The sequence below is a fragment of the Paenibacillus sp. FSL M8-0212 genome, assembly GCF_038004645.1.
In the GTDB taxonomy this organism is placed as follows: domain Bacteria; phylum Bacillota; class Bacilli; order Paenibacillales; family Paenibacillaceae; genus Paenibacillus.
This window is the reverse complement of sequence record NZ_JBBORP010000001.1, coordinates 6,329,506-6,355,416: the sequence shown is the minus strand read 5'-3', so window position 1 is coordinate 6,355,416 and position 25,911 is coordinate 6,329,506. Positions and strand designations below refer to the sequence as shown.

The window sequence follows — 25,911 nt, the reverse complement described above, 5'->3', positions numbered from 1 at the left end:
TATATGGGAATGAACAATGACGATTTCGTAACCAAACGGTTGAATCGCCGTATATAGGTTATGAACATGAGCTGAAGCGTTGGATACACGATCAAATGAGTTCAGTTTTCGTCCATGGAGCACCTCATCTCCTTTCATGGATACATGTTTAACATTAATAGAAGTTGAGGTATCCACCCTATGAATAACGTACTTACAGAACAGGCTGATGCAGGATATCGGCTAGCTGAGCAGAAAGCATCTCAGTATTTTACTTCTCTTAGGCAGCAACTTATGGATAATACGTATACAACAGCACTTACCCAAGATATTCATGTATGGCAAAAGAAACATATTCATCGTTTTGCTTGGCTTTCTCTTTTATCACCTAGCAAAAGAAAACCGGATCCCCGGGATGTTCATAGATATATCCACTGGCTGAATACGACAGGAAAACTGGATGATTACCTGGATCGGAGTATCTCCTATATTTATATGCGGGATCTCGGGCAAGCCCTTGATTCTTCGGGTACGCAGGCCCGAATTCAGAACGTTGTCCAGAATACCAAAAAATACTTTATGGGCTCAGCTGCTGGGCGAAAAGGGCAACCTGATTATATCAGTCTGGCTGCGTTGTACCGGTGGGGACAGAAGGAGCACATTGAAACGGCTGTCATCTGGGTGATGAACAAATTAAAGAATGTAGCATCCAACATCCCGAAGGAGCTGGATGCAGAGCAGGCGCAGCGGAAGCTCATCAAGATCATTCTCGGCGTGGTCCTTCATGTGGACGATGAGATGAATGAGCAGACACCACCTGAAGAGCGTGCGCGGAGGTTTGATGCGGCGATTCGACTGGGTTATTCGTACGGTTTGACGTATCCATTTGTGGATGACTTGCTGGATTCACAGGCTTTGACTGTTCAGGAAAAAGAACAATATTCCCTGATGATACGTGATGCACTTCTTACCGGGATCGTACCTGATCTGGGGGAGTGGAAAGGCAGCAACCTTGAAGTGATTGAATATGTACATTCCGAGCTTCGGGAAGCATTTGAGTACATCAAGAACTACCAGCATCCAGAGAAACAGCGCACGTTTTTAGAGCAATCCTATGTGTTCTTTCAGTCTCAGGAGATCGATCGCAACAAGAAATTAGCCAATGCGAATTATACCAATGAAGAATTGTACATTCCGATTATTATTAAATCTTCCTCTTCCCGATTAATCGTCCGGTCTGTTCTCAGTGCACCGGTGGATGAAGGATTTGATCTGCGGACGTTCTATTACGGGATATATAATCAGCTGGCTGATGATTTTGCCGATATGTTTGACGATATGGAAGAAGGGGCAGTAACTCCGTATACGTACTATTTGAAGTACCGTGACCTGCGTCCCGACTTGATTAATCCATATGAATTGTATTGGGCAGTCATCTCTCATCTAATCCATGATGTATATAACTCGGATGCCAAGACCCGCGAGGTCATACTGGATCGTGCGATCAACGGTCTGAAGCGTTGTAAAGAACGGTTGGGGCAGCAAAAATATGATGAAGTGATGACGATCTTTGCCTCTGGGCAGCCTGAATTCAATCAACTGGTTCAACAGATGGTGCGAAAAGCAGATGACGTTGATTTCCTTGATAAATTATTACGGGATCAGGTTGTGCTTCAATTGAAAAATGACAAGCAGGAAAAAGAGGAGTTTAAACAGACCATTCGAACGGTTCGCGAACAGATTAATGTGGAGTTGCAGATTGCGAAGCCCGGTGGACTGCATGAGATGAAAGAAACGTTAATCGATGCAGCCAATTATAGTTTGCAGGGAGACGGAAAGAGGCTACGCCCCATATTAACTTGGGTTATGGGTGTGCGCGAGTATGGTCTACCTGAATCATCCATCGTTCCGCTGCTAAGATCATTGGAGTACATGCATACCGCTTCCTTGATCTTTGATGATCTGCCTACGCAGGATAATGCTTCGACAAGACGTGGACGTTCCACGCTGCACCAGGTACACAATAGCGCCACAGCAGAGCTTACCGGTCTGTTTCTCATTCAGAAGGCGATTGGAGAACAATCTTCATTGAATCGCTTTGATGCGGCAACCGTGCTCACGCTCATTCAGTATTCGGCTGAAAAAGCAGAGGATATGTGTATGGGGCAGGCCATGGATCTGAACTCCAAAGGCAAGGTATTAACACTTGAACAGTTGAACATGATCTGTTTTTACAAAACAGGCATTGCCTTCGAAGCTGCACTGGTCATGCCAGCCATACTTGCCCAAGTGAAGGAACCGGAGATGGCTATGCTGAAAAAGTTCGCTTATCATGCAGGTATCGCCTTCCAGATCAAAGACGACTTGCTGGATTTCGAGGGAAATTACCTCATTCTTGGGAAACCTGCAGGTCAGGATGAGCGGAACAACAATTCAACCTTTGTGTCTATTCTTGGTGATGAAGGCGCGAAGAAAGCGATGTGGGAGCATTATTGTCTTGCTACAGATGCATTGAACGAGATGCCGAAACCTATTCCATTTTTGAGACATTTATTGGATTATCTTATTGGTCGCGAGCGCTAACCCATTTTTCTAATGATTCCATGATGCATATGACTTATTATGATATATAACGACAAAGGTCAGGACTCCATATGAATGGATTCCAGGCCTTGTTTGGTTTTAAAGACACAAATCTCTTAAAAAGATTTGTTTCAACAGCTGAAATTCTGGGTATTAAGCAGGTACTGTTGTTTCAAAACTGACTAATTTTTATAGAACATCTTATATCAGTAAAAACTTTAGATTTCGACAAAGTATACATGGAGTCTATGCCAAAAGGAGAACTTACAATGCAGGTTCAAAAGGTCGATCATCATGAATTGTTCGAGCAGATCTATAATCAAGCGCCTATTGGGATTGCACTCGTTGCTCCAACAGGGCAATGGATGAAAGTGAACCCTGCTTTTTGCTGTATGCTAGGTTATACAAGTGATGAACTAATGGATCTCACGTATCAGGATATTACACATCCGGATGATTCGTCACAAGATATGATCTGTAGTTATGAGCTATTTGAAGGTAAATCAAAAGAAAATCAATACGAAAAACGTTACATTAATAAAAATGGTGACATCTTATGGTGTTCAATACATGTTTCCTTGGTTCGAAGCGAAATTACGGATGAACCTCTTTATTCCGTTTGCCATATTGTTGATATTTCCAATCGTAAACTGTCTGAACAAAAACTTCTGCATAGTGAAGAAGTTTTCAAACTTATTACGGACCATGCTCAGGAGATCATTTATATTGCTGATTTAGAGGGCGTTTGTCGGTTCTGCTCACCGTCAGTCCAACAAATATTGGGTTATTCCCCGGAAGAAGTCATCGGCCGAAACAATAATGCTTCCTTTCACCCACAAGATCTGGAACGGATCTCACAGATGGATTTGACTAAAGGTAATCTGTTGAATATTAGAGTCCGCCACAAAGATGGGCATTATCTTTGGTTTGAAACCACATACAAGGTCTTTGGTGATGCGGAGCATGAACAACAGATTCTTACGATTGGACGAGATATATCAGAGCGAAAAAAACAAGAGGATATCAGTGCTGAGGCTGAACGGATTGCCTTAATTGGTAGTTGGGAATGGGATATGGTCAAAGACCATATTACATTTTCAGATCAGATCTTTGAGATTTTTGAACTTGAACGCACCTGCAAACCATATCGTATAAGTGATGTTTTTGATGTTATGAATTCCGAAGATATAGCCTCTATACAAAAACATATTACAGGGGTAAAACAGGGTGAACCGCTTGATTTTGAATACAAACACATCAGTTCTGATGGAAATGAGAAGTATCTTCACTTGCGCGGATTGATTACACTCGATGAGAATCGTCAGCCAATCCAGCTAAACGGAACACTACAGGATATCACTGAACGAAAACGCATCGAATTTAAATTGCAGGAATCTGTGGAGCGATACACTTCGCTTAAGAAATACAATCATGACGCCATTATCTCGTTTAACATGGATGGTAATATTATGAATGCAAATCCAGTAGCGGTGAAAATGACGGGCTGTCCCGTGGCTGAAATGATCGACACAAGTATAAGCAGATTTATCGGAGCCAGTAATCTGGGTCTGATTCTGGGCAGTAATTATGAGATGGCTGAAAAGGAGATCAACGCTGTTCGGCACACGGATGGATCTGAGACAGAAGTCTTGGCTACGCTTGCTCCAATTATTGTTAACCAATCCAATGTCGGGTTTTACCTGATTGCGAAGGATATTACGGAGCAGAAAAAACTACTTGTAGCCAAAGAAACGGCGGAGAGAATGAATAAGGCCAAAAGTGAATTTTTGGCGATGATGAGTCATGAAATCCGTACACCCATGAACGGTGTAATTGGGATGACCGATTTGCTCCTGGATACCCCTGGACTTAGCGGGGAACAAAAGGAATATATCGAAATCATCCAGAAGAGTGGAGATTCCTTGCTTGCCATCATTAATGATATTCTTGATTTTTCCAAAATCGAATCAGGCAAAACTGATCTGGTTGAAGATCCTTTTGATCTCGTAGAGATCGTGACCGAGACAGTGCAAATTGTAAAACCACTGGCTCGTGAAAAAAAGCTGGATGTTCGTATGTGCATAGAAGATGCTATTCCAACTCCGGTGTATGGTGATGCTTATCGACTTAAACAGGTACTTACCAATATCATCGGCAACGCGGTCAAATTCACTTTAGAAGGCGGCGTGGAAGTTAAAGTGGGAGTTAAGGAGCAGTGCAGCAATAACGTGCAGCTTTATTTTCAGGTAAAGGATTCGGGCATTGGCATTCCGGCTCAGAGGAAACAACAATTATTTGAACCTTTCTACCAACTGGACAATTTTATGACCCGCAAACCCCAAGGGACCGGTCTTGGCCTTGCCATTAGCAAGAAACTGGTGGAGCTTATGCAGGGCGAGATCTGGATTGAGGAATCGGATGAACCGGGTACAATATTTATATTTACCGCCCGATTTAAATTAAATAACGGTGAAGAAAACAACAGGTTGGATCAACTGCAGAAGAAGAGCAGAACATCAGCCTTGCGAATTTTAATCGCAGAAGACAATGAGGTGAATCAGCTCGTCCTTAGCAGAATCGTTGAGAAAAAAGGGCACTTTGTGGATCATGTGGCAGACGGTGTTGAGGCAGTCGAAGCGGTCAAACACAATTCGTATGATATTGTCTTCATGGATGTGCATATGCCAAGACTGAATGGCTTCGAAGCGACAAAAGTGATTAAAAATTCTTTGCACCCCGAGAGTTGTCCATACATTATTGCGGTAACTGCAAATGCGTTAAGAGGAGACATGGATAAATGTTTGAAGGCAGGCATGGATGCGTATGTCAGCAAACCGATTAAAATTGAGTCCATTATGCAAGTGTTGGAGACCTATTACATCAAAAATAATCTCTAAATATTAATCTCTGATTGCACTAAAAATGGATCGGCAATAGAGCCGCTAGCTTATCGTCAATAGGCTACCGGCTTTTTTGCTGTTCCATTACGTGGTCCACTCCTGTATGCCGCAGATGCGACTGTGCACAAATCCCTAAGGATTTTTGATCCATAATTTCGAGATGTCCATATATCCGAATTCCGCTGTCTGCATACCGAAGATGCTCTGATCCAGTTCAGCCTGCTTGTTCATGTGACAGCCATGCAAGATCCAGCAGTGATCACGTAGCAAGGCTTCAGCTTCATCCAGGAGCGCAGTACGTTCTGCCCGATGAAGCTTAGCGAAATGATCCAGTTTGTCATCCAGTAGAGACTGGAATGCAGGAGACATACACATATGAAAATGGTTGGACAGGTTTTTGAAAAAATGAATCATGCCGTACTGCCAATCTTCCTCCAGTATCTCTTCAGCGAGGATCAATTGTGCGTTCGTGGTTTCCTCTGAGTTGAAATAATCCACAACGGCTTGCATGCTGATGTTCAGACCGATGGACGCTGCACGGCACTGAAACCACTCTGCAACATCTGTATCCTTATTATGCTTATACGATAATGTTACCGTCTCACCCTGGTACCCACAGTTATGCAGCAGTTCAAGAGCATGCTCAAGAGAGGCAGCGGACCAGTCTTGGGCTGCACTTCTCCAGGGCAGAAAGCTGCTGGCTGGTGTGATCCGATTCCCACCGAGATCTCGGACAAGCGCGACCGAATCATAGACGATACGCAGAGCATGTCGAAATAGGGGATGATGATGGATGCCTTCCTTGTGAAAATTGAACAGCATATACTGACAACCAAGCGCCGGGTAATTGATACTGTTCGTCTGATCACAGCCTGTTGTGACACTCAATCGATCTGTACCCGGTAGCTCATAATAGCGATCATTCGGACTCAGGTCAGGCACAAACCAGAAATGGACTTGATCCAGATGTGGCCTGATTCCGTAGTACGCATCAAAAGCGGTAAGCTCCAGCACATCTTCATTCAGCTCAGAGATCTGAAAAGGACCGGTACCAATTAAGGTATTGGCTACATTGTAATCGTAGGGCAGGATCGTCATCCGAATACAACTGAACAGATGCAAGAAGAACCGATTAGGACGATGTAGAACAAACTTGATGCAGTAATCACCAGCTACTTCCGCACGTTCAATATCCCGATACAACCAGATGGACGGACTATGCACATCAATCAATCGTTGTAACGTCGCTTGAACATCCCGGGACATCATGACACGTCCGTTGTGGAAACGTACACCTTTTCGGAGATAGAAGGTCCATAGGCGATGATCCTCGCTGCACTCCCACATGTGAGCCAGTGCTGGCAGGAAAGATTCTGTCTTGGCATCATAAGTGATTAATGTATTACAGACCTGGCTCAGCAGATAGGTTTCAAATGCAGTATAAACAAAGGCCGGGTCCAGATCACCTAACTGGCGTGACCTCATGATGCGCAAGATATCCTGACCTGAGGAAGTTTCATCGTGGCTGTGAAATCCCATCTGTTGATGGAGGGAGAGCATGAGCTGTTCTCGCAGTGAATCATGCATCTGAACGTTTCCGATGAGTTCAATGGCGTCTTTCATTTTGCCTTTACCCAAAAGTTCGGTAAAACTCGCTTCCAGCGCCTCATTCATGCTGCGCAGCATCGTTAGCTTCGAATGATGTCCACGACCACGTCCCGGTTGCCAATGGATGAAGCCCAGTTCTTCCAATTTTCTGAGAATGAATTTCACATTACGAGGGGTGCAGCACAGGGCAGCGGACAAGCTATCAATGGTTACAGCTACAGGTTCATGGAGCTTAAATGAAAGTTGTTCGGCCCCGGCGAGCCTTATAAAGTGTGTATGTAGGGTATCCATGGTCATGACTCCTCTATTAAAGGTGAAAAGTGTGATCATATGTTTACACTTTTCTTTCCCCCTTTTATCCTTACAATTATACATTAGAAGAGGTAGTTCAAAAAGTCCGCTTTTGAAGCATTTGTAAAGAATAGGAGAAGTTCGCATGAAGCAATATTTAAGGCAAATTCACCCCTTGGCATGGACGATCATTATCGGAACCATGTTTGGACGTCTTGTGACGTCAATGAGTATCCCGTTTCTATCCATCTATCTGACACGTGTACTAGAAGCTACACCGACCCAGACCGGTATTACTGTGGCAGTTAGTTCGCTGGCAGGTGTAATGGTCAGCTTTTATGGAGGTTATATTTCGGACCGGATCGGGCGCAAAATCGTGATGTTAATCTCGGTATTTAGTTGGGCAGGTGTGTTTTTTATTTTTTCAGCAGCAGAGCATCTATGGGTGTTCTTTGTTGCCAATACGTTAAACGGATTATGCCGCGCAGTATTTGAGCCCACCTCCAGAGCACTGTTATCGGATATTACTTCTCCAGAGAACAAATTGCTGGTGTTCAACCTCAGATATGCTGCAATTAATCTCGGTGTGGTCTTTGGGCCAATTATCGGATTTCAGCTGGGATCATCTGAATCAACGTTTCCGTTTATGATTTCCGGCTTGGTATACATAGCCTATGGACTTGTATTATTTCTACAATTCAAGCTACAGCATGCCAATCTGCCAGAGCGTCATCAGGCAACCGCACCACGTTTGCGTGAAGCACTTATGACCACCGGCCGCGACCGGGTGTTTTTGCCAGTATTAATCGGTACCACATTTTGTGTTCTGGGTTATGGGCACTTTAGTTCTACGTTGGCACAGTACTTGGCGAGGAGCCCGATCTTTGAAAATGGAAGCCAGATGTTCTCGTACATGCTGTCCCTGAATGCCGTGACGGTACTGATTATTCAGTATCCTCTTGTGCGAACCTTCCGAAACTTCCCACCGCTTGTTCCTCTGATTGTGGGTAACCTGCTGGTTGCAACCAGTCTGATGATGGTTGGAATCGCTGAAGGTGTACTCATAATGATGATGAGTGTCATACTATTTACCATTGGGGAAGTATTGTTGTTCACGATGATGGATATGCTCATCGACCGGATTGCAAAGCCGGAATGGAAAGGGACGTATTTCGGAACTATCGGCTTTAATAATATTGGTAGTGTCATTGCTCCTGTAATGGGAGGGGTATTGTTAAGTCAATTTGGAGCGGAGAATGGGCTGGCCGTTTTTGTACCTATTGCGCTGACGACTGCACTGGGAGTACCTTTTCTTCTGATCGCACATAGACGTCTTGTTGTTAGAGAGAAGCAAGCCGAATCCACATCATTAAGTATGTAGCGGAAGTTGAAAAGATTAATGACATGAATTAAATAACAATTCAGTTAAAATTATCTTGACGGATGTTATTCCAGCGCATACAATAAACAACAAATATGTGAAACGGGTGGGAAGATGATTATGTTTATGCCTATACAGATTTCGAATCGATAACTGAATACGCATGAGCATAGTGACATTAATCCAATTATTTTGCAATGATCGCGTTGGGACAGTCATGTTTGTGCACCCCTGTCGTGGACGCTCATCATTATTGCGATGCAGAGGAGATACGGGAAATGCTTTGCATTTCATCCGGTCTCTTTTGGTTACAAGCTGTAGATGAACATTAGTTCATCTATGGCTTTTTTGCATGCATTCCACCAATCCGTTCACATGGAAAGGAGAGTTTGGAGCGTTATTTTATAAAAAACTAACTTGTTAAAAAGGAGAGTGTACAATGGTCAACTTACGTTCTACATATCAATTATGGGCGAGAAATCCCGATTTTAATGTCATTATGTATGACTCATCCTAGTGGGGATAACAGCGACCAAAAGGTTATTCTGTCATCGTAGTTACAGTGTAAAGTTCTTTAGTTCACTTTATATAAATAAACCAATAAAGAGGTGGGACCTGTGCCCAAAACAGAGAAAAGCTCCATGTCATGGCTGCTGCGCTATCTAAAACCAGTCAAAGGACGGCTGGCCTTACTTTTAATCATGTTGCTCACATCAACGGGGCTTCAGCTCTTGAATCCACAGATCATCAAACGATTTATCGATACAGCAGCAAGTGGGGGAGTCCTCACCAATCTTGTTCAACTCGCAGGAATATTTCTGGTTGTTGCCGTGTTTAATCAACTCATCACGGTAGCGGTAAGTTATTTGGGGAATGATGTGGCCTGGCGGGCCACGAATCAACTGCGCGGAGATCTGCTGAAGCACTGCCTGCGTCTTGATATGCGTTTTCATAATGTGAAAACACCTGGAGAGATGATTGAACGTGTAGATGGTGACGTAACGAGTATCTCCAATTTTTTCGCGATGTTCATTGTGCAAGTGATCGGGAGTTTTGTACTGCTGGCCGGAATTCTCGGGTTCATGTTCAGTGTCAATGTGCCTATTGCTTTGGTTATGACCGTGTTCACATTATTATCGATCCTGTTCATGGTCTTCATCCGAAATCTGGGCGTGGACTCTTCCAAAAATGAACGGGCGGCAAGTGCCTCTCTGTTCGGATTAATTGAAGAACGCATTGCCGGGATTGAAGATGTGCAAGCGAATGGTCATGTGCCGTATGTGATGAACCGCTTTTACCGCACGATGCGCACGGTATTCCTTAAGGGGAGAAAAGCCTGGCTGCTACGGGTTATTCCGTGGAATACCACGGTAGTTCTGTTCGCTCTGGCGGTCACTGCGGTGCTTTTGCTGGGTGTGCATTATTATATGGAAGGTCTAATTAGTATCGGAACATTATTTTTGATCTACCAATATACGCAGATGCTGAATGATCCGATTGAGATGCTTGGAGATCAGGTGCAGGAGTTCCAAAAAGCAAAATCAGGCATGCTGCGCTCCAGAGAGCTGTTGTCCATGCAGAGTGTGATTCAAGAGGGTACAGAGGAGCAATTGCCGGAAGGACCGCTTGGATTGGAATTCAGTCAGGTACATTTCAGTTATAACCAGGATAAACCGGTATTGCAGGACATTACTTTTGCTATTAAACCTGGTGAACGTCTGGGAATCATCGGTCGCACAGGTAGCGGCAAATCGAGTCTTAGTCGTGTTCTTCTCCGCCTGTACAATCTGGATCGGGGCACGATCCGTGTAGGTGGAACGGATATCACAAAGCTCTCTTTACAAGCCCTCTATCGCCGGGTAGGCATGGTGACACAGGATGTGCAGCTGTTTGATGGCACGCTGCGTGATAATCTGACCCTGTTCAATGGAGATGTATCGGATCAGATGATCAAGGAGACGACGGATCGGCTTGGACTTAGCCAATGGATTAATTCACAACCAGAAGGACTCAATACGTATCTGGCAGCAGGTGGAGCTTCATTGTCAGCAGGGGAAGCACAGTTATTTGCCTTAACCCGCGTATTTCTGACCGAACCGAGTCTGGTTATTCTGGATGAGCCTTCGTCACGTCTCGATGCTGCGACCGAAGGTATGCTGCAATCTGCAATTGACCAGTTAATGAAAAAATCCACCGGAGTCATTATTGCTCACCGACTGGCTACGCTGGAGAAAGTTGACCGGATTATGGTGCTCGGGGATGGAAAGGTACTGGAATTTGGAGCGAGAGAAGAACTTGCCAGTAACCCGGCATCTCATTATGCCAGACTGCTCATTACAGGTCGAGAGGAGGAATTGGCATGACTGTAGCAGGATTTATAGGCCGTTTGTTTCGATTCAGGCCTTTGTTATTTGTAATCAACGGATTGTTATGGTGTATATTTCATTCCTTGCCGCTAGCCATTGGTATTGGAATGCAATGGTTTTTTGATCGCACAACAGTGGGGTCAAATGACTACATGTGGCTTGTTGTGCCGCTCATCTTCATTGCTTTGGTCCGAATGGCACGGGTGGGCACATTTTTTGTAGCCTTCTATGCATGGGTTACGTATCTGTATCATGTTCAGGCGATTTTGCGAACCAACATGCTCGCAGCGATCATGCGCTGGCCGGGACGTAATCTTCCGGCTTCACCAGGGGAAGCGATGAGTCGCTTTCGGGATGATGTGGATGAAGTCGTCGAGTATGTAGAATCATGGGTAGATTTCTGGGGACGGCTCGTATTTGCCGTTGTATCCATCGTCATTATGGCGAACATTAATTGGCAGATCACATTGGTTGCCGTGCTGCCATTGGTGGTCGTTACCTTACTTAACAACCTGTCCGGAAATCGGGCTCGGAAGTATGCACAGGTTAATCGTGAAGCGACTGGGCGAATTACCAGTTTTATTGCGGAAACGTTTGGAGCAGTGCAAGCCCTGAAACTGGGTCAGGCCGAAGAGAATGTCTCTTCACGTTTCAACCAGTTGAATGAAGATCGTCGTCAGGCTGCACTTCGAGACAATCTGTTCAAGCAGTGGATGAGATCAATGAATCAGCATGTTCTAAGTATCTGTACCGGACTGATTCTACTGATGTGTGCAGCTGAGATGAAAGCAGGGAACTTTACCGTAGGTGATTTTGCCTTATTCACAAGTTATCTTGCCAATATCGGATTTAGCATTTCACTGTTTGGTTATATGGTGTTTCAGCACAAAAGGCTCAAGGTATCCTATGATCGTATGCGTAAGCTATTCCGCCCAGGGGAAGAAGACCAGATCATGGATTCAAGGGAAATCTATCTGTATGAAGATCCGCCGGAGCTTGTAAGTGAACAGAGGGACCCTAAAGAGAAGTTGCAATCTCTTGAGGTGAATAAGCTGACTTATCAATATCCGAATTCTGCAAATGGCATAGAAGAGATCAGTTTCCGTCTGAAACGTGGACAATTTCTTGTGATTACAGGACGGATCGGATCAGGTAAATCAACGCTTGTACGCACACTTCTTGGACTGTTACCCAAACAAAAAGGGGACATTCACTGGAATGGAGCAGCTGTTGATCCAGCCACGTTCCTGATGCCGCCTAGAGCCGCGTATACCCCGCAAGTACCAAGACTTTTTAGTGATACGTTGAAAGAAAATATCGTCCAGGGCAAACAGGGTAACACCGAGCAAGCGCTGGAAAAAGCCATTCGTCTGGCTGTGATGGAGAAGGATATCAAACATCTGGATCAGGGGCTTGAGACCCCGGTTGGTCCAAGAGGGGTGATGCTGTCAGGCGGGCAGATTCAGCGCGCGGCCACAGGACGCATGTTAATGACGGAGGCGGACCTGTTTATCTTTGATGACCTGTCCAGTGCACTGGATGTGGAGACAGAACAACAAGTATGGGAAGGGCTGTTCCAAGAGCCGGATGTCACCTGCATTGCAGTTTCTCACCGCAGGGCAGCACTTTCCAAAGCAGATCATATTATTGTTATGAAAGATGGACGCATTGAAGCCGAGGGAAGCTTGGCCGAACTGCTTGCCACCAATGAAGAGATGCAGCTGCTGTGGCAAGGGGAGCAAACCCCCGCCAAAGTTGGATAGCTTTACAATTTTGAAAAGATAATAAAAAGCAAAAAAAGCCTTACAGGCGACTCCTTGCAAGAGTACAGTCTGTAAGGCTTTTATCGTTATAACGAGTGGAAAGATGGAATATTTTTATCTCATCATTTGAGCAATCAAGGAATACGCAATGATGACCAGGAAGATAATAGTGATATGGTTAATGGAGAAGATAAACATCCGTTTGGACCATTTCTCTGTTTCTTTCTTATCAAAGGTAGCCACACTAAGAATGAGCCAAGCCAAGCTAACCAGAAATGCCACAATAGCGACAAATGGACTCATTGGCCAGAATAAAAAGCTGGAGATCAGTAACAGTACCAGATACACATTGGTCTGAATGTATGTTCGTCTGATGCCTTTAACAACGGGTAGCATGGGAACACCAGCAGCTTTGTATTCGTCAAAACGACGAATCGCAATCCCGTAAAAGTGAGGCATTTGCCATAAGAGCATCGTAACAACCAATGCCCAGATCTCGAAATGACCCAGTTCCGGTGAAATGGCTGCCCAACCGATGAGCGGAGGCACAGCACCCGAAAGACTTCCCACTTCCGTGTTGTAGATCGTTGTACGTTTGGTCCACATCGTGTAAGGGAACACATACAGCAACAGACCCAAAATACCGAATACAGCAGCGGATGGGGAAGCGATGTACAACATGATGCCCCCGATGATGGTGATTGCAATACCGAGAATCAGACCCGACTTGGTATCTACGCGTCCCGTAACGGTAGGACGTTTCTTCGTACGTTCCATGATCGCATCGATATCACGATCATACAAGTTGTTAAACACCCCTGCAGCTCCAATAATGAGAGAAGATCCAATAAAGGAAAGGATGATTGGTACAATATTAGCTAAGATTGAAGCATCAAATACATATAAAGCCAAACTTAAACCCGCAAACATGGCGATCAGGTTGGACTTGATGATTCCGATTTTGATTGTATCGAAGAAAACTTTCGGAATCGAGCTATACTCCAGGCTGATATTGGTCTGTGAACCATTATTCAATGTTTTCAAGAACTCACTTCCTATATCTATACTTATATATTATGTCGCTATTATACCATTCAATACACTATGTGATTTAATTAACGTTTTAGTATTTAAAATAATGTCATTTGATTGTGAACAATTTAAAAACAAGGTTGTTTTTAATTGTTAAATAATTATTTCTGTGTTACAGGAGAGAATCGAAAAATCCGGAGATAACAGCGATGTGAAGTTTGTTCTGTCATTATAGTGTAAGTGTAAATGTTCTTTTGTTCAACTCACACAGGCTGGATTGAAAAAGATAGATAAAGATATATGTTGCAAAAAGCTTAGGATTTGTTTATTGTAGATATAAGATATCTTTAATGGTCTTTTTTAAAATAGTTCTTGTAATCTCCGAATTATCTTCTTTAAGAGAAAGCGGAGGTTATTTTTAAAACTTTATTAGAGATATTAAATGTCTGGAAAGGGTGTATAATATGAGTAATATGAATCAACTCTTGGATGTACTTATTATTGGTGGAGGACCAGCGGGGCTTAATGCGGCGCTTGTACTCGGCAGGGCACGTAAGAACGTCGTGGTCATTGATGATGAGACACCACGTAACTGGGTTACAAGGGAGACTCATGGGTTTGTGACAAGAGATGGGGCAAGTCCACGTGAATTCCGGAAAGCTGCCAAAGAACAGATTGAAGCGTATCCCTCAGTCCAATTTGCATCCGATACGGCAACAGCGATAACAGGTAGCGACGGTGATTTTGTAGTTAAGACTACTCAGGGGGCAAGCTATCGCACGAAAAAGATTTTGTTTGCGGTAGGTAAGAAAGACCTTCCCTTGGATATTAACGGATTAACAGAAGTTTACGGTAAAAGTGCGTTTGTGTGTCCATATTGTGATGGATGGGAGTTAAGAGACCAAGCGCTGGTCATCATCGTTAGTGGAGTTAACGCATTACATATGGCAAAAGTCATATCCGGCTGGACAGAACGTTATACGATCTGTACGAATGGATCAGATTCCTTAACCGATGAGCACCGTGAAGAGCTGAAGCAGCATCATGTTACTGTATTCGATGCACCGATTCAATCCATTAACTCTGAAGAAGGGATGGTACAGCAAGTTGTACTAAATGACGGAACAGCGATTCCTTGCACAGGAGTTTTCTTCCAACCGAAACTGTTCACTGGATCAGAACTGCCGAGAGCCATCGGTTGTGAAATTACAGAGTCGGGAACGGTTATCGTTGATGCTTCCGGCAAAACATCCGTATCGGGTGTATACAGTGCTGGTGATGCAGCTTCCGAGATGTATCAGGCAATCACGGCTGCGTCTCTGGGGGCATTGTCTGCGGTAAGCATTAATAATGAATTGAATTTCGAGAAGTGGGATGAGCCAAGTCATCATTAGAATAAATTAAAACGTCATTGAATCATAACGTCATTGGTTCATACAGTAGGGGATTGCATATGCAATCCTCTATTTGTTGTTATTCAATTTAAACGTTGAAGGGTTCAATTGAAAGTAATTCAGCCGGAAGAAAATTTGATATTAAATCAATTATGGTTTATTGTATTATCAAATGATACATATTACTATCAATTATATAATCATCAAAGGAGAGATCACTTATGAATGAAAGCAGAACAGCCATCATATGGCTAACGAATACTTTGCTCCACGGCGTACAGTTAAGAGGTGATCATCATGAGTGATGCAACTTATATTCCACAACCCAAAATGTATGGACCACTTGGCAATTTGCCCTTGATTGATAAAAATAAACCAACGTTGTCGCTAGGTGTTCTGGCTGAACAGCATGGACCGATATATCGACTTACCGTTCCCGGTTATTCCGGTTTAATCGTATCTGGACCAGATCTTGTCGCTGAGTTATGTGATGTGTCCCGTTTTGACAAATATGTATACAATGAACTCGAAAATGTACGTGCCTTTGGAGGCGATGGTTTATTTACAAGCAGAACATCAGAGCCCAACTGGAAAAAGGCCCATAACATTCTGCTTCCCACTTTTAGCAAACAGGCCATGAAAGGTTATCATCCCATGATGGTTGATATTGCCGAACAGTTGATCAACAAGTGGGCACGCCTCAATTCCAACGATACGATTGATGTTGCGGATGATATGACACGGCTTACGTTGGATACCATTGGACTATGTGGATTCAATTATCGGTTTAACAGCTTTTACAGACAGGACCACAGTCCTTTTATTGAAAGCATGGTTAGGGCGCTGAATGAAGCGATGCAGAAGAGTTCCCGTTTGAAAATTCAGAATCTGCTTATGGTGAAAACCAAGCGACAGTTCCAAGAGGATATTCAGACGATGTTCTCTCTGGTAGATCAGATTATAGAGGAACGTAAAGCGAGTTCAGCACCCGAAGAGGTCGACTTGCTCGCACGTATGCTGAATGGCAAAGATCCGGAGACTGGAGAAATGCTGGATGATGAGAACATCCGATATCAGATTATTACGTTTCTCATTGCCGGACATGAAACAACGAGTGGTTTGTTATCTTTTGCTCTTTACTTTCTACTGAAAAATCCGGAATCTCTTCAAAAGGCGTATGACGAGGTGGATCAGATATTGGTCAGTGACTCACCACAGTACGAGGAAATTCTTCAGCTTTCCTACATTCGCATGATTATCAGTGAATCGCTACGTTTATGGCCAACCGCTCCGGGATTTGACGTATATGCAAAAGAAGACACGGTTATAGGTGGCAGATATCCCTTGAAGAAAGGGGAAAGTTGCAGTATTCTTCTGCCTCAGCTTCACCGTGACAAAGAGGCATGGGGAGAGGATGCGGAACTTTTCCGTCCAGAGCGATTTGAAGATACAACGAAAGTACCTCACCATGCATATAAACCTTTTGGTAATGGGGAGAGAGCGTGTATCGGCATGCAGTTTGCTTTATATGAAGCAACACTTGTGCTTGGCATGGTCCTCAAACATTTTGAGCTGATCGATTACAGCAATTATGAATTGGATGTTAAACAGACGCTGACGTTGAAGCCGGGAGACTTCAGAATCCAGGTGAAAGCGCGTGAAGTGTCACAAAAGATGAATAAGTCTACCAGATCTATGGAAGAGAAACCTGCTCCTGATGTTCATAAAGACGTAGCAAGTTCCAGTCAAATGGGAGATACCCTGGCCGGTGAAGCAGATGGTAACCCTTCGCTCCTGGTGTTATATGGTTCCAATCTCGGAACGGCAGAAGGCATTGCCAGAGAGCTTGTGGTGAAAGGTCGTTCGTATGGAATCCCAAGCGAAGCAGCCACTCTGAATGAGTGGATGGGCCGCTTACCTCGTCAGGGTGTCGTTCTCATCGTCACTGCTTCGTATAATGGTAAACCTCCGCAAAATGCTACGGCATTTGTAGACTGGTTGAATGGTGCGGGGGCAGAGGAAGCAAGGGATGTGAACTATGCCGTTCTGGGCTGTGGAGATCGGAGTTGGTCCGGGACGTATCAGAGTATTCCTCGATTGATAGATGAGAAGCTTGAAGGATTGGGAGGTAAAAGACTGTTATCCCGCGGTGAAGCCGATGCCGGAGGTGATATGGAGAAACAAGTTGAGACGTGGCAGCATATGTTGTGGCCGCAGGTGTTGAATGCTCTGGGGATCAACGCGGAAGTAGTGAAGCCAACCCTACCAAGCACAAGCAGACTTCAAATGGAGATTGTCCATGAGAAAGCAGAGATGCCACTTGCACAAACTTATGATGCCAGCTATGCCACGGTTGTAGTCAATAAAGAGCTTCAGGCGCTGGGAAGTGGAAGAAGCACGCGTCACATCGAAGTGTTACTGCCTGAAGGCATGAGTTATAGAGAAGGCGACCATCTCGGCGTGTTGCCTAGCAACCAGAAGCAGAATGTGGATCGGATACTCAGTCGGTTCTCACTAAGTAGGGATATTCAGATCCAATTAACTTCGGACGTCAGCCACCTTACACATCTTCCATTGAACCGTCCCGTCGAGCTACATGAGTTGCTCACTCACTGTGTGGAATTGCAGACACCAGCTACCAGAACACAGTTGCAGGAGTTAGCCAATCATACGGTATGTCCACCTCATAAGCGTGAACTGGAAGGCATGTTGGATGAAAACAGCTACAAGGATTATATTCTTGCCAATCGAATCACCATGTTGGACCTGCTAGAAAAGTATGAGGCGTGTGAACTGCCATTCGAAAGGTTCCTTGAACTATTGCCTCCACTCAAGCCCAGATATTATTCAATATCCAGTTCGCCAAGCCTGAATTCAGAGCAAGCGAGCATAACCGTATCGGTAGTAAGAGAGCCTGCATGGAGTGGCAAAGGCGAATACCAGGGAGTTGCTTCATCGTACCTTGCCGGTTGTCCATCCGGAGAACGTATTCTGATGTTTGTGCGTACGCCGGAATCCGAATTTTATTTGCCGAAAGAGGCTGACGTACCGATGATCATGGTGGGACCGGGGACGGGGGTTGCACCGTTCAGAGGTTTCCTCCAGGCGAGAGCTGTCATGAAACAGAGAGGTTTGCCACTGAGTGAGGCGCATTTGTTCTTTGGGTGCAGGAATGATTCAGATTTCATATATCGTCAGGAGCTTGAGCAATACGAAAGGGAAGGGATCGTTAAGCTACACACTGCTTTTTCTCGTGCAGAAGGCAAGCCCAAAACGTATGTACAGCATCTGATGAAGGAAGATTCCGAAAAGTTAATTCACATGCTGATGAACAAAGGAAAACTCTACGTATGCGGGGATGGGAGCCTTATGGCTCCTGCGGTAGAAGAGACTTTGCAACAAGCATATCAGGAGGTGCATGGAGCAACGATGCAGCAAGCGAAAAACTGGCTCATTCAGCTTCAGGCCGAAGGACGCTACGTGCAAGACGTGTGGGCAGGTAATAAACGAACAGTTGAAACGCCTAAAGCTGTGCATGAGGAAGTACATTAAGACGGAGATGACTCCAATATCTACTAATATACAGTCCAGTCCTTAATATATTCAAGTTAACAAACAGCCGCTTAATCTGGAGCTTTGTCTCCAAATTAGCGGCTGTTATGATGATCTCACCATGAGCCGTCGCTCGGTTCATTTTCTCACTCCTGAACTGTTAGCGTTTACATTAAAATTTGAAATAAAAATGATTGACAGTCCTTATCTGAACGAGTTTAATTATATAGACCGATTGTTATAATTATTTGAAGGAAGTGGCTTTCGTTGAGTGAAAAGTCTAATGCTAGAGAGTCTATTGTCAGCACAGCAGCGAGACTGTTTTTTTCACAAGGATATCATGCGACCGGTCTGAATCAGATCATCAAAGAGAGTAGTACGCCGAAAGGGTCGTTGTATCATTATTTCCCGCATGGCAAGGAAGAGCTCGCGCACGAGTGTATTCAAAAAGCCAATGAACATATCCTGCAGACATTTGAGAAAACATTTGCAGCCCACGACAATACGGGGGATGCCATTCAGAGATTTATTCATGATTTGGCTCATGAAACAGAAGCAGCCGGGTTTACCGGATTTCTGCCATTCAGCTTCTGGGCAGCTGTGGAGACATCGTGTATTAGTCAGCAGTTGCGTATTGCATGTCAGGGTGTATTTGCAGATTGGCAGGATGTCATTAAGAAACATCTGATTCTGGATGGTGTTGGTGAAGAGAAGGCGCGGGAGACGGCACTTCTGATCATTTCTTTGATGGAGGGAGCACTGATTATCAGCCTGACGAATCAGGATAAACAGCCTCTGCTGACGGCTGCTGAGTATTTGTCGGTTGTGACGAAGAACGCCAAACAGATTCAATAATTTATACCAAGAGACAGAGAAAAAGAAAGTTCGATACGTTTGAGGAGGATGGGATCGTGGAGGTTTCCATGAAGGCTGATTCTGCACAGAATCAACAAGAAACAAAGCAATACAAGGTATTTCCGATTTTGTTCGCGATGCTGCTGAGCGGCTTTATTGGTCTGTTTGGAGAAACGGCATTAAACGTGGCATTGACGCCACTTATGGCTCTACTGGAAGTAGGTCCTACAACGATTCAATGGTTAACTACAGGTTACTTGCTTGTGTTGGGAATCCTGGTACCGGTATCCGGCATGCTGTTGCAGTGGTTTACCACAAGACAGCTGTTTACAACATCTTTGATTTTCTCGATTGCAGGAACATTTGTTGCTGCACTTGCACCTAGCTTCGAAATTCTGTTGGTGGCACGGGTACTACAGGCGATAGGTACAGCTCTGTTGTTGCCACTGATGTTTAACACCATATTGGTTATTTTCCCGATTGAAAAACGTGGCGCGGCCATGGGATTGATCGGTTTGGTTATCATGTTTGCACCAGCAAGCGGTCCGAGTATCTCCGGTCTGATTCTGGCTAATCTGAGCTGGCATTGGATCTTCTGGATCTCCTTGCCGTTCTTCCTGATCTCACTGGTATGCGGTTTGTTGTTCTTGCCTAATATTTCGAAATTGACCAAGCCCAAAATTGACGTACTTTCCATTATCCTTTCTACCCTTGGTTTTGGTGGTATCGTATACGGCTTCAGTAGCGCAGGGGGACACGGGGAAACTGGCGGAGGCTGGACGAGTCCGGTCGTTGTTGCCACTCTCGTTATTGGTGTGTTGTCCTTGCTGTTATTCAGTATCCGTCAGTTGAGAATGAAACAGCCAATGATGGATTTGCGAGCGTTCAAATATCCGATGTTTACGATTGGTTTGATCCTGATATTCATCTGTATGATGATGATGCTGTCATCCATGCTGATCCTGCCAATGTATCTGCAACAAGGTATGGCCGTTACCGCGTTAACTGCCGGACTGGTTCTATTGCCGGGCAGTTTGCTGAATGGTTTACTGTCTCCGGTTATGGGTCGACTGTTTGACAAGTTCGGTCCAAAGTGGCTTGTGATTATTGGTCTGACTATCGTAACGATTGTACTCTTCATGTACACTGGAATTACACCTACAACAACACTGGCGAAAATCATTACGCTGCATGTGTTCATGATGGTTGGAATCTCGATGATTATGATGCCTGCACAGACGAATGGTCTGAACCAATTGCCCCGTGAGTATTATCCTCACGGTACTGCCATCATGAATACGTTGCAACAGGTATCCGGAGCGATCGGTACGGCTGTTGCGGTAAGTATACTGAGCGCAGGACAATCCCGCTTTTTGAGCGGAGTGGCGAATCCGGAAAGTCCAGAAAATCAACTGGCAGGTTTCACGTCAGGTGTACAGAATGCGTTTGTATTCGCATTAGTTCTGTCGATTATCGGCCTGATTGCTTCACTCTTCGTGAAACGGGTCAAAGTAGGATCAACGCCAGGACAACAAGGTCCTATGCATTAATCCATTAATTAACAATAATAATTATATATTGTATAAGAGCGATGTGTCCCTTAACTTTAAGGGCGCATCGCTTTTTTTTGCGTATCTATCTTTTTTCGGTGTTGACGTGAAACGGGTTACAGCCATTAGAGTAAAAATATAGCCGGAATACGGCGGTTTAAAGAATGAATTTCAGAGCAAATACTTCATGTTCCGGCAAAATTGTATATGTTCATACTAATATAAAAGGGTAATATAGAATGTATTAGTACAATTTTTAACCAATTCGAAAACGGTTTATATTTTATTTTCACTCAAGGAGACATCGTTATGATTATCATCAATCCCATTAGCAATAACATTGAAAAGATGCTGTTGCACTACGAAAAAAACGGCCATCTCACTCTACAGGCTTCGCTTATTAGTAATAGCTCCGTCGTATATAGATTGCAAAACTATTGTCTCAAGGTATATGCTTCACGTGCAAGATTGGATGGGGAGTTAGAAAGTGAGGCACTTAGGGCACTGCAGAGTAATTCTTATGCACCTAAATTGTATGCGTATTCACCAGGTGAGTACACCCTGACAGAGTGGATTGAAGCATTCAAACTGAAAGAGTACCGTGTGACATATGGACATATTCCTCCCAACTTGATATACGATATGTTTACGACGGAACTTCAGCAGATTCATGCTGGATATTGGGACTGGGATGTCATCCGATATGAGAATTTGCTATGGACGGAGACAGGTGATGTGAAAAGAACAGACTTTTGGTTGTGTGAACCTGTGAACTCCAGACGTGAGAGCTTATATAACCAGGTCATTCGAAGAATTGATAACATCTACAATGGCGATCGTACCGAAATGGAGGCGATGGAACAGTACTTTTATCGTCACCAGTTGACTGCATTAGAGATCGAACAAGCTTTCAGCGATTTCAGGTCCCAACGGCCAAGACTGGCGATAGCACAATAAATCTCATACTTAAAACCCCAAAGATATTAGAGATACCTTTGGGGTTTCTTTCATGATATAACATAGCCTTACTTTAGCAGAGTGTACGTTACTTCTTCACCAGGGCCAATATTTCATCCGCAACGAGGTCAGGGCGATATTGATGGATGTAATGATCGGTATCTTTAATGGTTACCTGTTTTGAATCATCTGACCAAGATTTGAATTCTGATTGTGATTTATCCCATTCGGGTTCACTTGCACCAAGGTAGTCAGCTGTCAGTATGGTGAGTGGAAACGGTAAGGTTTGTTTGTGATCTACGACCACTTTGGCATTGGCAGCTATTTCACGTAATTCATCCAACGTATTAACATTACCATAGTTGTGCAACAGCGCAGTTGTATCCAGTTTTTTCAGATCTTCGGGTACAAGTTTCAGTTCATTACGATTGGCATTGGAAGTTTCGACAACCAAGTCAGATTGCATGGAGAGACGGAATAGTCCGGTTTGGATACGGAATTTATTCGCAAAACCACCAATTGTGTCTGCCAAAGAGTCATCGTCATTTGAATAATATTCGGGGCTTCCGCCATCAATCATGACGATACCCTTGACGAGATCCGGGTATTTTTGTGCGAAACGGATGGTCTCCAGCGAGCCGAGTGAATGTCCAACCAATACATAAGGTGGCTTCTGTCCAGATACCTGCAACAACTCGTGTAATTCTTCAGCTACGGTATCGACATCACGTTTCTTATCGGTCTGATCACTGTATCCATAGCCAAATCGATCATATACAGCGAATTTTGTGTTTGGAGCAAGCTTTTCATATAATGGATAATAATCTACATAGGGATTAGCGGTCCCCCAGCCAGAGGCGAGTACAACCGTTACATCGCCTTCTCCGCCAGTATATAGATGCATATTGTCTCCATGTACTTTGTAGAGCTTTCCAGGAGGTACGAGCATTTTTGCATCCTGCCTTACCCCTATTTGTTGGTAGATCACGCCTGTACCCAGAAGCAACAGAATTACCGCGAGGTCAAATATCAAAAACTTAACTAATCTTTTACGCCATTTCTTCATGTTCTCTCACATACTCTCCATGTATTTTCTCTATCATATATGCCCAATCTTATAGGAGAGAAAACAGAGTCTTAATTCTATCTTAATTGAGTTTATTTCTGATCAAGGGAGAAGGGCGTGTTCTAGTGAAAATTGTATATCAACGGCCAATGAATTAATATATAGCTACGATATGAATATATCTCATCTAAATGTTGAACCTAGATTGATTTTATAGAACAGAAGGTATGTACAATGACAAAATACGAAAATCAGCTCCCGACATCAGCCGGCATGAACTTCAAGTCCCTAATCAGTATATTGAGAGATTCCATGCGTGGCAATGTAGAGCGGAGGCCAGTGGGCGTAATGCCCATGGAGATATGTGAACCTGCTGAATCATTCAGTGCATCCGATAATCCACAGGTTACATGGTTCGGACATTCGGCTTTTTTGCTTGAAATTGAAGGGCACAGGTTGCTCTTTGATCCGATGCTGGGCAATCGTCCATCCCCTGTATCCTGGGTGGGTACCAAACGTTATAGCACGAATCTACCGATACAACCGGAGGATTTCCCGGCTCTGGATGCAATCATTATATCGCATGACCATTATGATCATCTGGATTATAACTCCATCCGCAGATTAAAGGATAAAACAAAGCGATTTATCGTACCGCTTGGGGTACGTCGACGGCTGATTCAACTGGGTGTGCCTTCGGAACAGATTACCGAGCACAACTGGTGGGATGAGTTATCGTTCAAAGGTTTAACATTGGCTTGCACGCCAGCAAGACATTTCTCGGGCAGAGGATTATTCGACCGTAATTCTACCTTATGGTGTTCGTGGGTTATCGCTGGACAACATACAAAGGTGTTCTTTAGTGGTGACAGCGGATACGGTCCTCATTTCAAGGAAATTGGCAGTAAATACGGTCCATTTGACCTCACCTTGATGGAATGTGGGCAATATGACGAGCGGTGGTGCAACATTCACATGATGCCGGAAGAGACGGTACAAGCACATTTGGATGTAGGTGGTAAGTTGCTCATTCCGATTCATTGGGCAGCTTTTACGCTGGCCTATCATGCCTGGAATGAACCGGTTGAACGAATTACGAAGGCTGCACATGCCCTGCAAGTTAAGATTGCAACACCCAAAATCGGCGAGAAGGTTGTGCTTCATACGGAGGATTACCCTACACATCCATGGTGGAGACCGGAATTGGGATGAAAAAATAAAAGCGTTCAGCTCATCGAATGAGTGGACGCTTTTTCTATTACATTTTACATCAGGATTGATAGTGCACTGTAAATTAACAACATACCCATTACGATATTAACAGGACGCTCGTATTTTAATAGAAAGCTCTGGAATAACATGCCACCGAACGCCCAGGTCATATTGGCACTAATGCCGATGAAGGTGAGCAGTAAGGAAAATACGATTAATTGAACATGGGACTGCCCAAGAGGCAGAACAAAAACGGATATGGCAGTAAGCCCATACAGAATGACTTTGGGATTGATAAATTGCAGGGTGAACCCGAATAGAAATGAATAATGATTGACCTTGTTTTCTTGTGCATCTGCAGGTTTACTTCGCATGATTTTGAACGCCAGATAGAGCATGTACACACATCCTAACACGTTCAAGACGGGTGTGATCCTGGGAATATATTGATGAAGAATAAGGTTGAAATAACTGGACAGAAACATAATTAGCAGGCAGCCGGCTGCAACTCCACTAATAAACGGAAGGGTCTTGCGAAACCCTTGATTTTTTGCATGCGTCATGGAAATGATGTTGTTGGGTCCGGGTGTAAATGAAGCGATGATTGCATAGGTCACTAAAGGTATAATGTTCATGGTTCCTCCACGTTTTCTTAGTTGTGTGATATAATGATATGAAATGTACGTTATAGCGTACGGTCTTCATTATTGTACAACATGTGCGTTATATAGCACAACATAATTATAAAATGAGGAGGATGGATTTTGAAAAACATTAATAGTATTCTTGCTCAGAACCTGAAACAGCTTAGGGAACAAAGAAAGCTTAGTCTGGACAAGGTCGCCGAAATGTCTGGTATTAGCAAGACCATGCTTGGTCAGATTGAACGTGGCGAATCCAATCCCTCCATTGCAACCGTATGGAAGATTGCTAATGGCCTGAAAACCTCCTTCACTGCTTTGATTCACGAGCCGAAGTCAGATACGACCGTTGTAACGGGCGATGATATTCAAGTATTGATGGAGGATGAGGGAAGGGTTCGGATTTATCCGCATTTTCCTTTTGAAGAGGGTCGTCGGTTTGAAATATATTTGATGGAGATGGACCCCAAGTCTGAGTTGAAAGCTGAACCGCATATAGAAGGTACGGAAGAATTTATTACTGTTTTTGAAGGGAAAGTTACGATACGGGTAGGCACGGAAGAATATACGGTGAACCAAGGGGAGTCAATTCGTTTTGGAGCGGACAAGCCTCATGCCTATGTAAACTCCGGTGCTAAGGAGAGTAAATTCAACATGGTCATCCATTATTCGAAGTGACAATAAAGCAGCCTGATGTAATGAACTGCAACGCCGCTGTTAGTTGTCTCTAACAAATGGGGTGCAGTTCGATACATTAGCTGCTTTATGATGTGTGCACTAT

General features: G+C 44.1%; 16 protein-coding genes. 12 read left to right on the top strand and 4 right to left on the bottom strand.

The window, feature by feature from the left end; translation table 11 throughout:
- Positions 1-180: 180 nt before the first annotated feature.
- Positions 181-2,562 carry a polyprenyl synthetase family protein gene (locus MKX68_RS27710; RefSeq protein ID WP_340914978.1) on the top strand — a complete coding sequence of 794 codons (2,382 nt, stop codon included), beginning with the start codon at positions 181-183 and terminating at the stop codon, positions 2,560-2,562.
- 269 nt (positions 2,563-2,831) lie between these two features.
- Positions 2,832-5,459 (top strand): PAS domain S-box protein, encoded by a 2,628-nt coding sequence (locus tag MKX68_RS27705; protein WP_340914976.1) that lies wholly within the window; start codon positions 2,832-2,834, stop codon positions 5,457-5,459.
- A 135-nt stretch (positions 5,460-5,594) separates the two neighbouring features.
- Here MKX68_RS27705 and MKX68_RS27700 read toward each other — a convergent pair whose 3' ends face one another.
- Positions 5,595-7,361, bottom strand: a complete 1,767-nt coding sequence (locus MKX68_RS27700) for an ABC transporter substrate-binding protein (RefSeq protein ID WP_340914974.1) — start codon at positions 7,359-7,361, stop codon at positions 5,595-5,597.
- 145 nt (positions 7,362-7,506) lie between these two features.
- Here MKX68_RS27700 and MKX68_RS27695 point away from each other — a divergent pair, with 145 nt between their 5' ends.
- The 3 genes from MKX68_RS27695 to MKX68_RS27685 all read left to right on the top strand — a co-directional run bounded on the left by MKX68_RS27695 (position 7,507) and on the right by MKX68_RS27685 (position 12,871).
- Positions 7,507-8,742: an MDR family MFS transporter gene (locus MKX68_RS27695; protein ID WP_340914972.1), complete on the top strand. Its 1,236-nt coding sequence runs from the start codon at positions 7,507-7,509 to the stop codon at positions 8,740-8,742.
- A 617-nt stretch (positions 8,743-9,359) separates the two neighbouring features.
- On the top strand, positions 9,360-11,105 hold the full coding sequence (locus MKX68_RS27690) for an ABC transporter ATP-binding protein (RefSeq protein ID WP_340914970.1): 1,746 nt from the start codon (positions 9,360-9,362) through the stop codon (positions 11,103-11,105).
- Positions 11,102-12,871 (top strand): ABC transporter ATP-binding protein, encoded by a 1,770-nt coding sequence (locus MKX68_RS27685; RefSeq protein WP_340914968.1) that lies wholly within the window; start codon positions 11,102-11,104, stop codon positions 12,869-12,871. The genes MKX68_RS27690 and MKX68_RS27685 overlap by 4 nt, the downstream gene beginning before the upstream one ends.
- Before the next feature lie 114 nt (positions 12,872-12,985).
- Here the strand turns inward: MKX68_RS27685 and cyoE are convergent, their stop codons facing one another.
- A complete protein-coding gene (gene cyoE / locus MKX68_RS27680) occupies positions 12,986-13,915 on the bottom strand; it encodes a heme o synthase (RefSeq protein ID WP_036608378.1) in 930 nt (309 codons plus the stop codon).
- A gap of 461 nt (positions 13,916-14,376) precedes the next feature.
- On the opposite strand from cyoE, the gene MKX68_RS27675 reads away from it, so the two are divergent.
- The 5 genes from MKX68_RS27675 (at position 14,377) to MKX68_RS27655 (ending at position 22,211) form a co-directional block, all read left to right on the top strand.
- The gene (locus MKX68_RS27675; RefSeq protein ID WP_340915525.1) at positions 14,377-15,297 is read left to right on the top strand and encodes an NAD(P)/FAD-dependent oxidoreductase; all 921 of its coding nucleotides are present in this window, start codon (positions 14,377-14,379) and stop codon (positions 15,295-15,297) included.
- A gap of 297 nt (positions 15,298-15,594) precedes the next feature.
- Positions 15,595-18,849, top strand: a complete 3,255-nt coding sequence (locus MKX68_RS27670) for a bifunctional cytochrome P450/NADPH--P450 reductase (RefSeq protein ID WP_340914966.1) — start codon at positions 15,595-15,597, stop codon at positions 18,847-18,849.
- 267 nt (positions 18,850-19,116) lie between these two features.
- Complete coding sequence (locus MKX68_RS27665; RefSeq protein ID WP_036608373.1) at positions 19,117-19,704, top strand: TetR/AcrR family transcriptional regulator; 588 nt, start codon at positions 19,117-19,119, stop codon at positions 19,702-19,704.
- Between the two features lie 68 nt (positions 19,705-19,772).
- A complete protein-coding gene (locus tag MKX68_RS27660; protein ID WP_340915523.1) occupies positions 19,773-21,254 on the top strand; it encodes a DHA2 family efflux MFS transporter permease subunit in 1,482 nt (493 codons plus the stop codon).
- A gap of 309 nt (positions 21,255-21,563) precedes the next feature.
- Entirely contained in the window at positions 21,564-22,211 is a 648-nt protein-coding gene (locus MKX68_RS27655) for a hypothetical protein (protein ID WP_036608371.1), read from the top strand.
- An 88-nt stretch (positions 22,212-22,299) separates the two neighbouring features.
- On the opposite strand, the gene MKX68_RS27650 is transcribed toward MKX68_RS27655, so the two are convergent.
- Positions 22,300-23,277: an alpha/beta fold hydrolase gene (locus MKX68_RS27650; RefSeq protein ID WP_340914963.1), complete on the bottom strand. Its 978-nt coding sequence runs from the start codon at positions 23,275-23,277 to the stop codon at positions 22,300-22,302.
- Positions 23,278-23,511: 234 nt separating this feature from the next.
- Here MKX68_RS27650 and MKX68_RS27645 point away from each other — a divergent pair, with 234 nt between their 5' ends.
- A complete protein-coding gene (locus MKX68_RS27645; protein ID WP_340914962.1) occupies positions 23,512-24,489 on the top strand; it encodes an MBL fold metallo-hydrolase in 978 nt (325 codons plus the stop codon).
- A gap of 53 nt (positions 24,490-24,542) precedes the next feature.
- On the opposite strand, the gene MKX68_RS27640 is transcribed toward MKX68_RS27645, so the two are convergent.
- Complete coding sequence (locus MKX68_RS27640; RefSeq protein ID WP_338594432.1) at positions 24,543-25,124, bottom strand: LysE family transporter; 582 nt, start codon at positions 25,122-25,124, stop codon at positions 24,543-24,545.
- 129 nt (positions 25,125-25,253) lie between these two features.
- Here MKX68_RS27640 and MKX68_RS27635 point away from each other — a divergent pair, with 129 nt between their 5' ends.
- Positions 25,254-25,808 carry a helix-turn-helix domain-containing protein gene (locus MKX68_RS27635; RefSeq protein ID WP_340914959.1) on the top strand — a complete coding sequence of 185 codons (555 nt, stop codon included), beginning with the start codon at positions 25,254-25,256 and terminating at the stop codon, positions 25,806-25,808.
- Positions 25,809-25,911: the final 103 nt, after the last annotated feature.

Bases quoted from the DNA above. Each gene is read 5' to 3' on its own strand.
- MKX68_RS27675 (WP_340915525.1), top strand. From the start codon at position 14,377: ATGAATCAACTCTTGGATGTACTTATTATTGGTGGAGGACCAGCGGGG.
- MKX68_RS27670 (WP_340914966.1), top strand. From the start codon at position 15,595: ATGAGTGATGCAACTTATATTCCACAACCCAAAATGTATGGACCACTT.
- MKX68_RS27645 (WP_340914962.1), top strand. From the start codon at position 23,512: ATGACAAAATACGAAAATCAGCTCCCGACATCAGCCGGCATGAACTTC.
- MKX68_RS27705 (WP_340914976.1), top strand. From the start codon at position 2,832: ATGCAGGTTCAAAAGGTCGATCATCATGAATTGTTCGAGCAGATCTAT.
- MKX68_RS27660 (WP_340915523.1), top strand. From the start codon at position 19,773: ATGAAGGCTGATTCTGCACAGAATCAACAAGAAACAAAGCAATACAAG.
- MKX68_RS27700 (WP_340914974.1), bottom strand. From the start codon at position 7,361: ATGGATACCCTACATACACACTTTATAAGGCTCGCCGGGGCCGAACAA.
- MKX68_RS27695 (WP_340914972.1), top strand. From the start codon at position 7,507: ATGAAGCAATATTTAAGGCAAATTCACCCCTTGGCATGGACGATCATT.
- MKX68_RS27640 (WP_338594432.1), bottom strand. From the start codon at position 25,124: ATGAACATTATACCTTTAGTGACCTATGCAATCATCGCTTCATTTACA.
- MKX68_RS27655 (WP_036608371.1), top strand. From the start codon at position 21,564: ATGATTATCATCAATCCCATTAGCAATAACATTGAAAAGATGCTGTTG.
- MKX68_RS27710 (WP_340914978.1), top strand. From the start codon at position 181: ATGAATAACGTACTTACAGAACAGGCTGATGCAGGATATCGGCTAGCT.
- MKX68_RS27685 (WP_340914968.1), top strand. From the start codon at position 11,102: ATGACTGTAGCAGGATTTATAGGCCGTTTGTTTCGATTCAGGCCTTTG.
- MKX68_RS27650 (WP_340914963.1), bottom strand. From the start codon at position 23,277: ATGAAGAAATGGCGTAAAAGATTAGTTAAGTTTTTGATATTTGACCTC.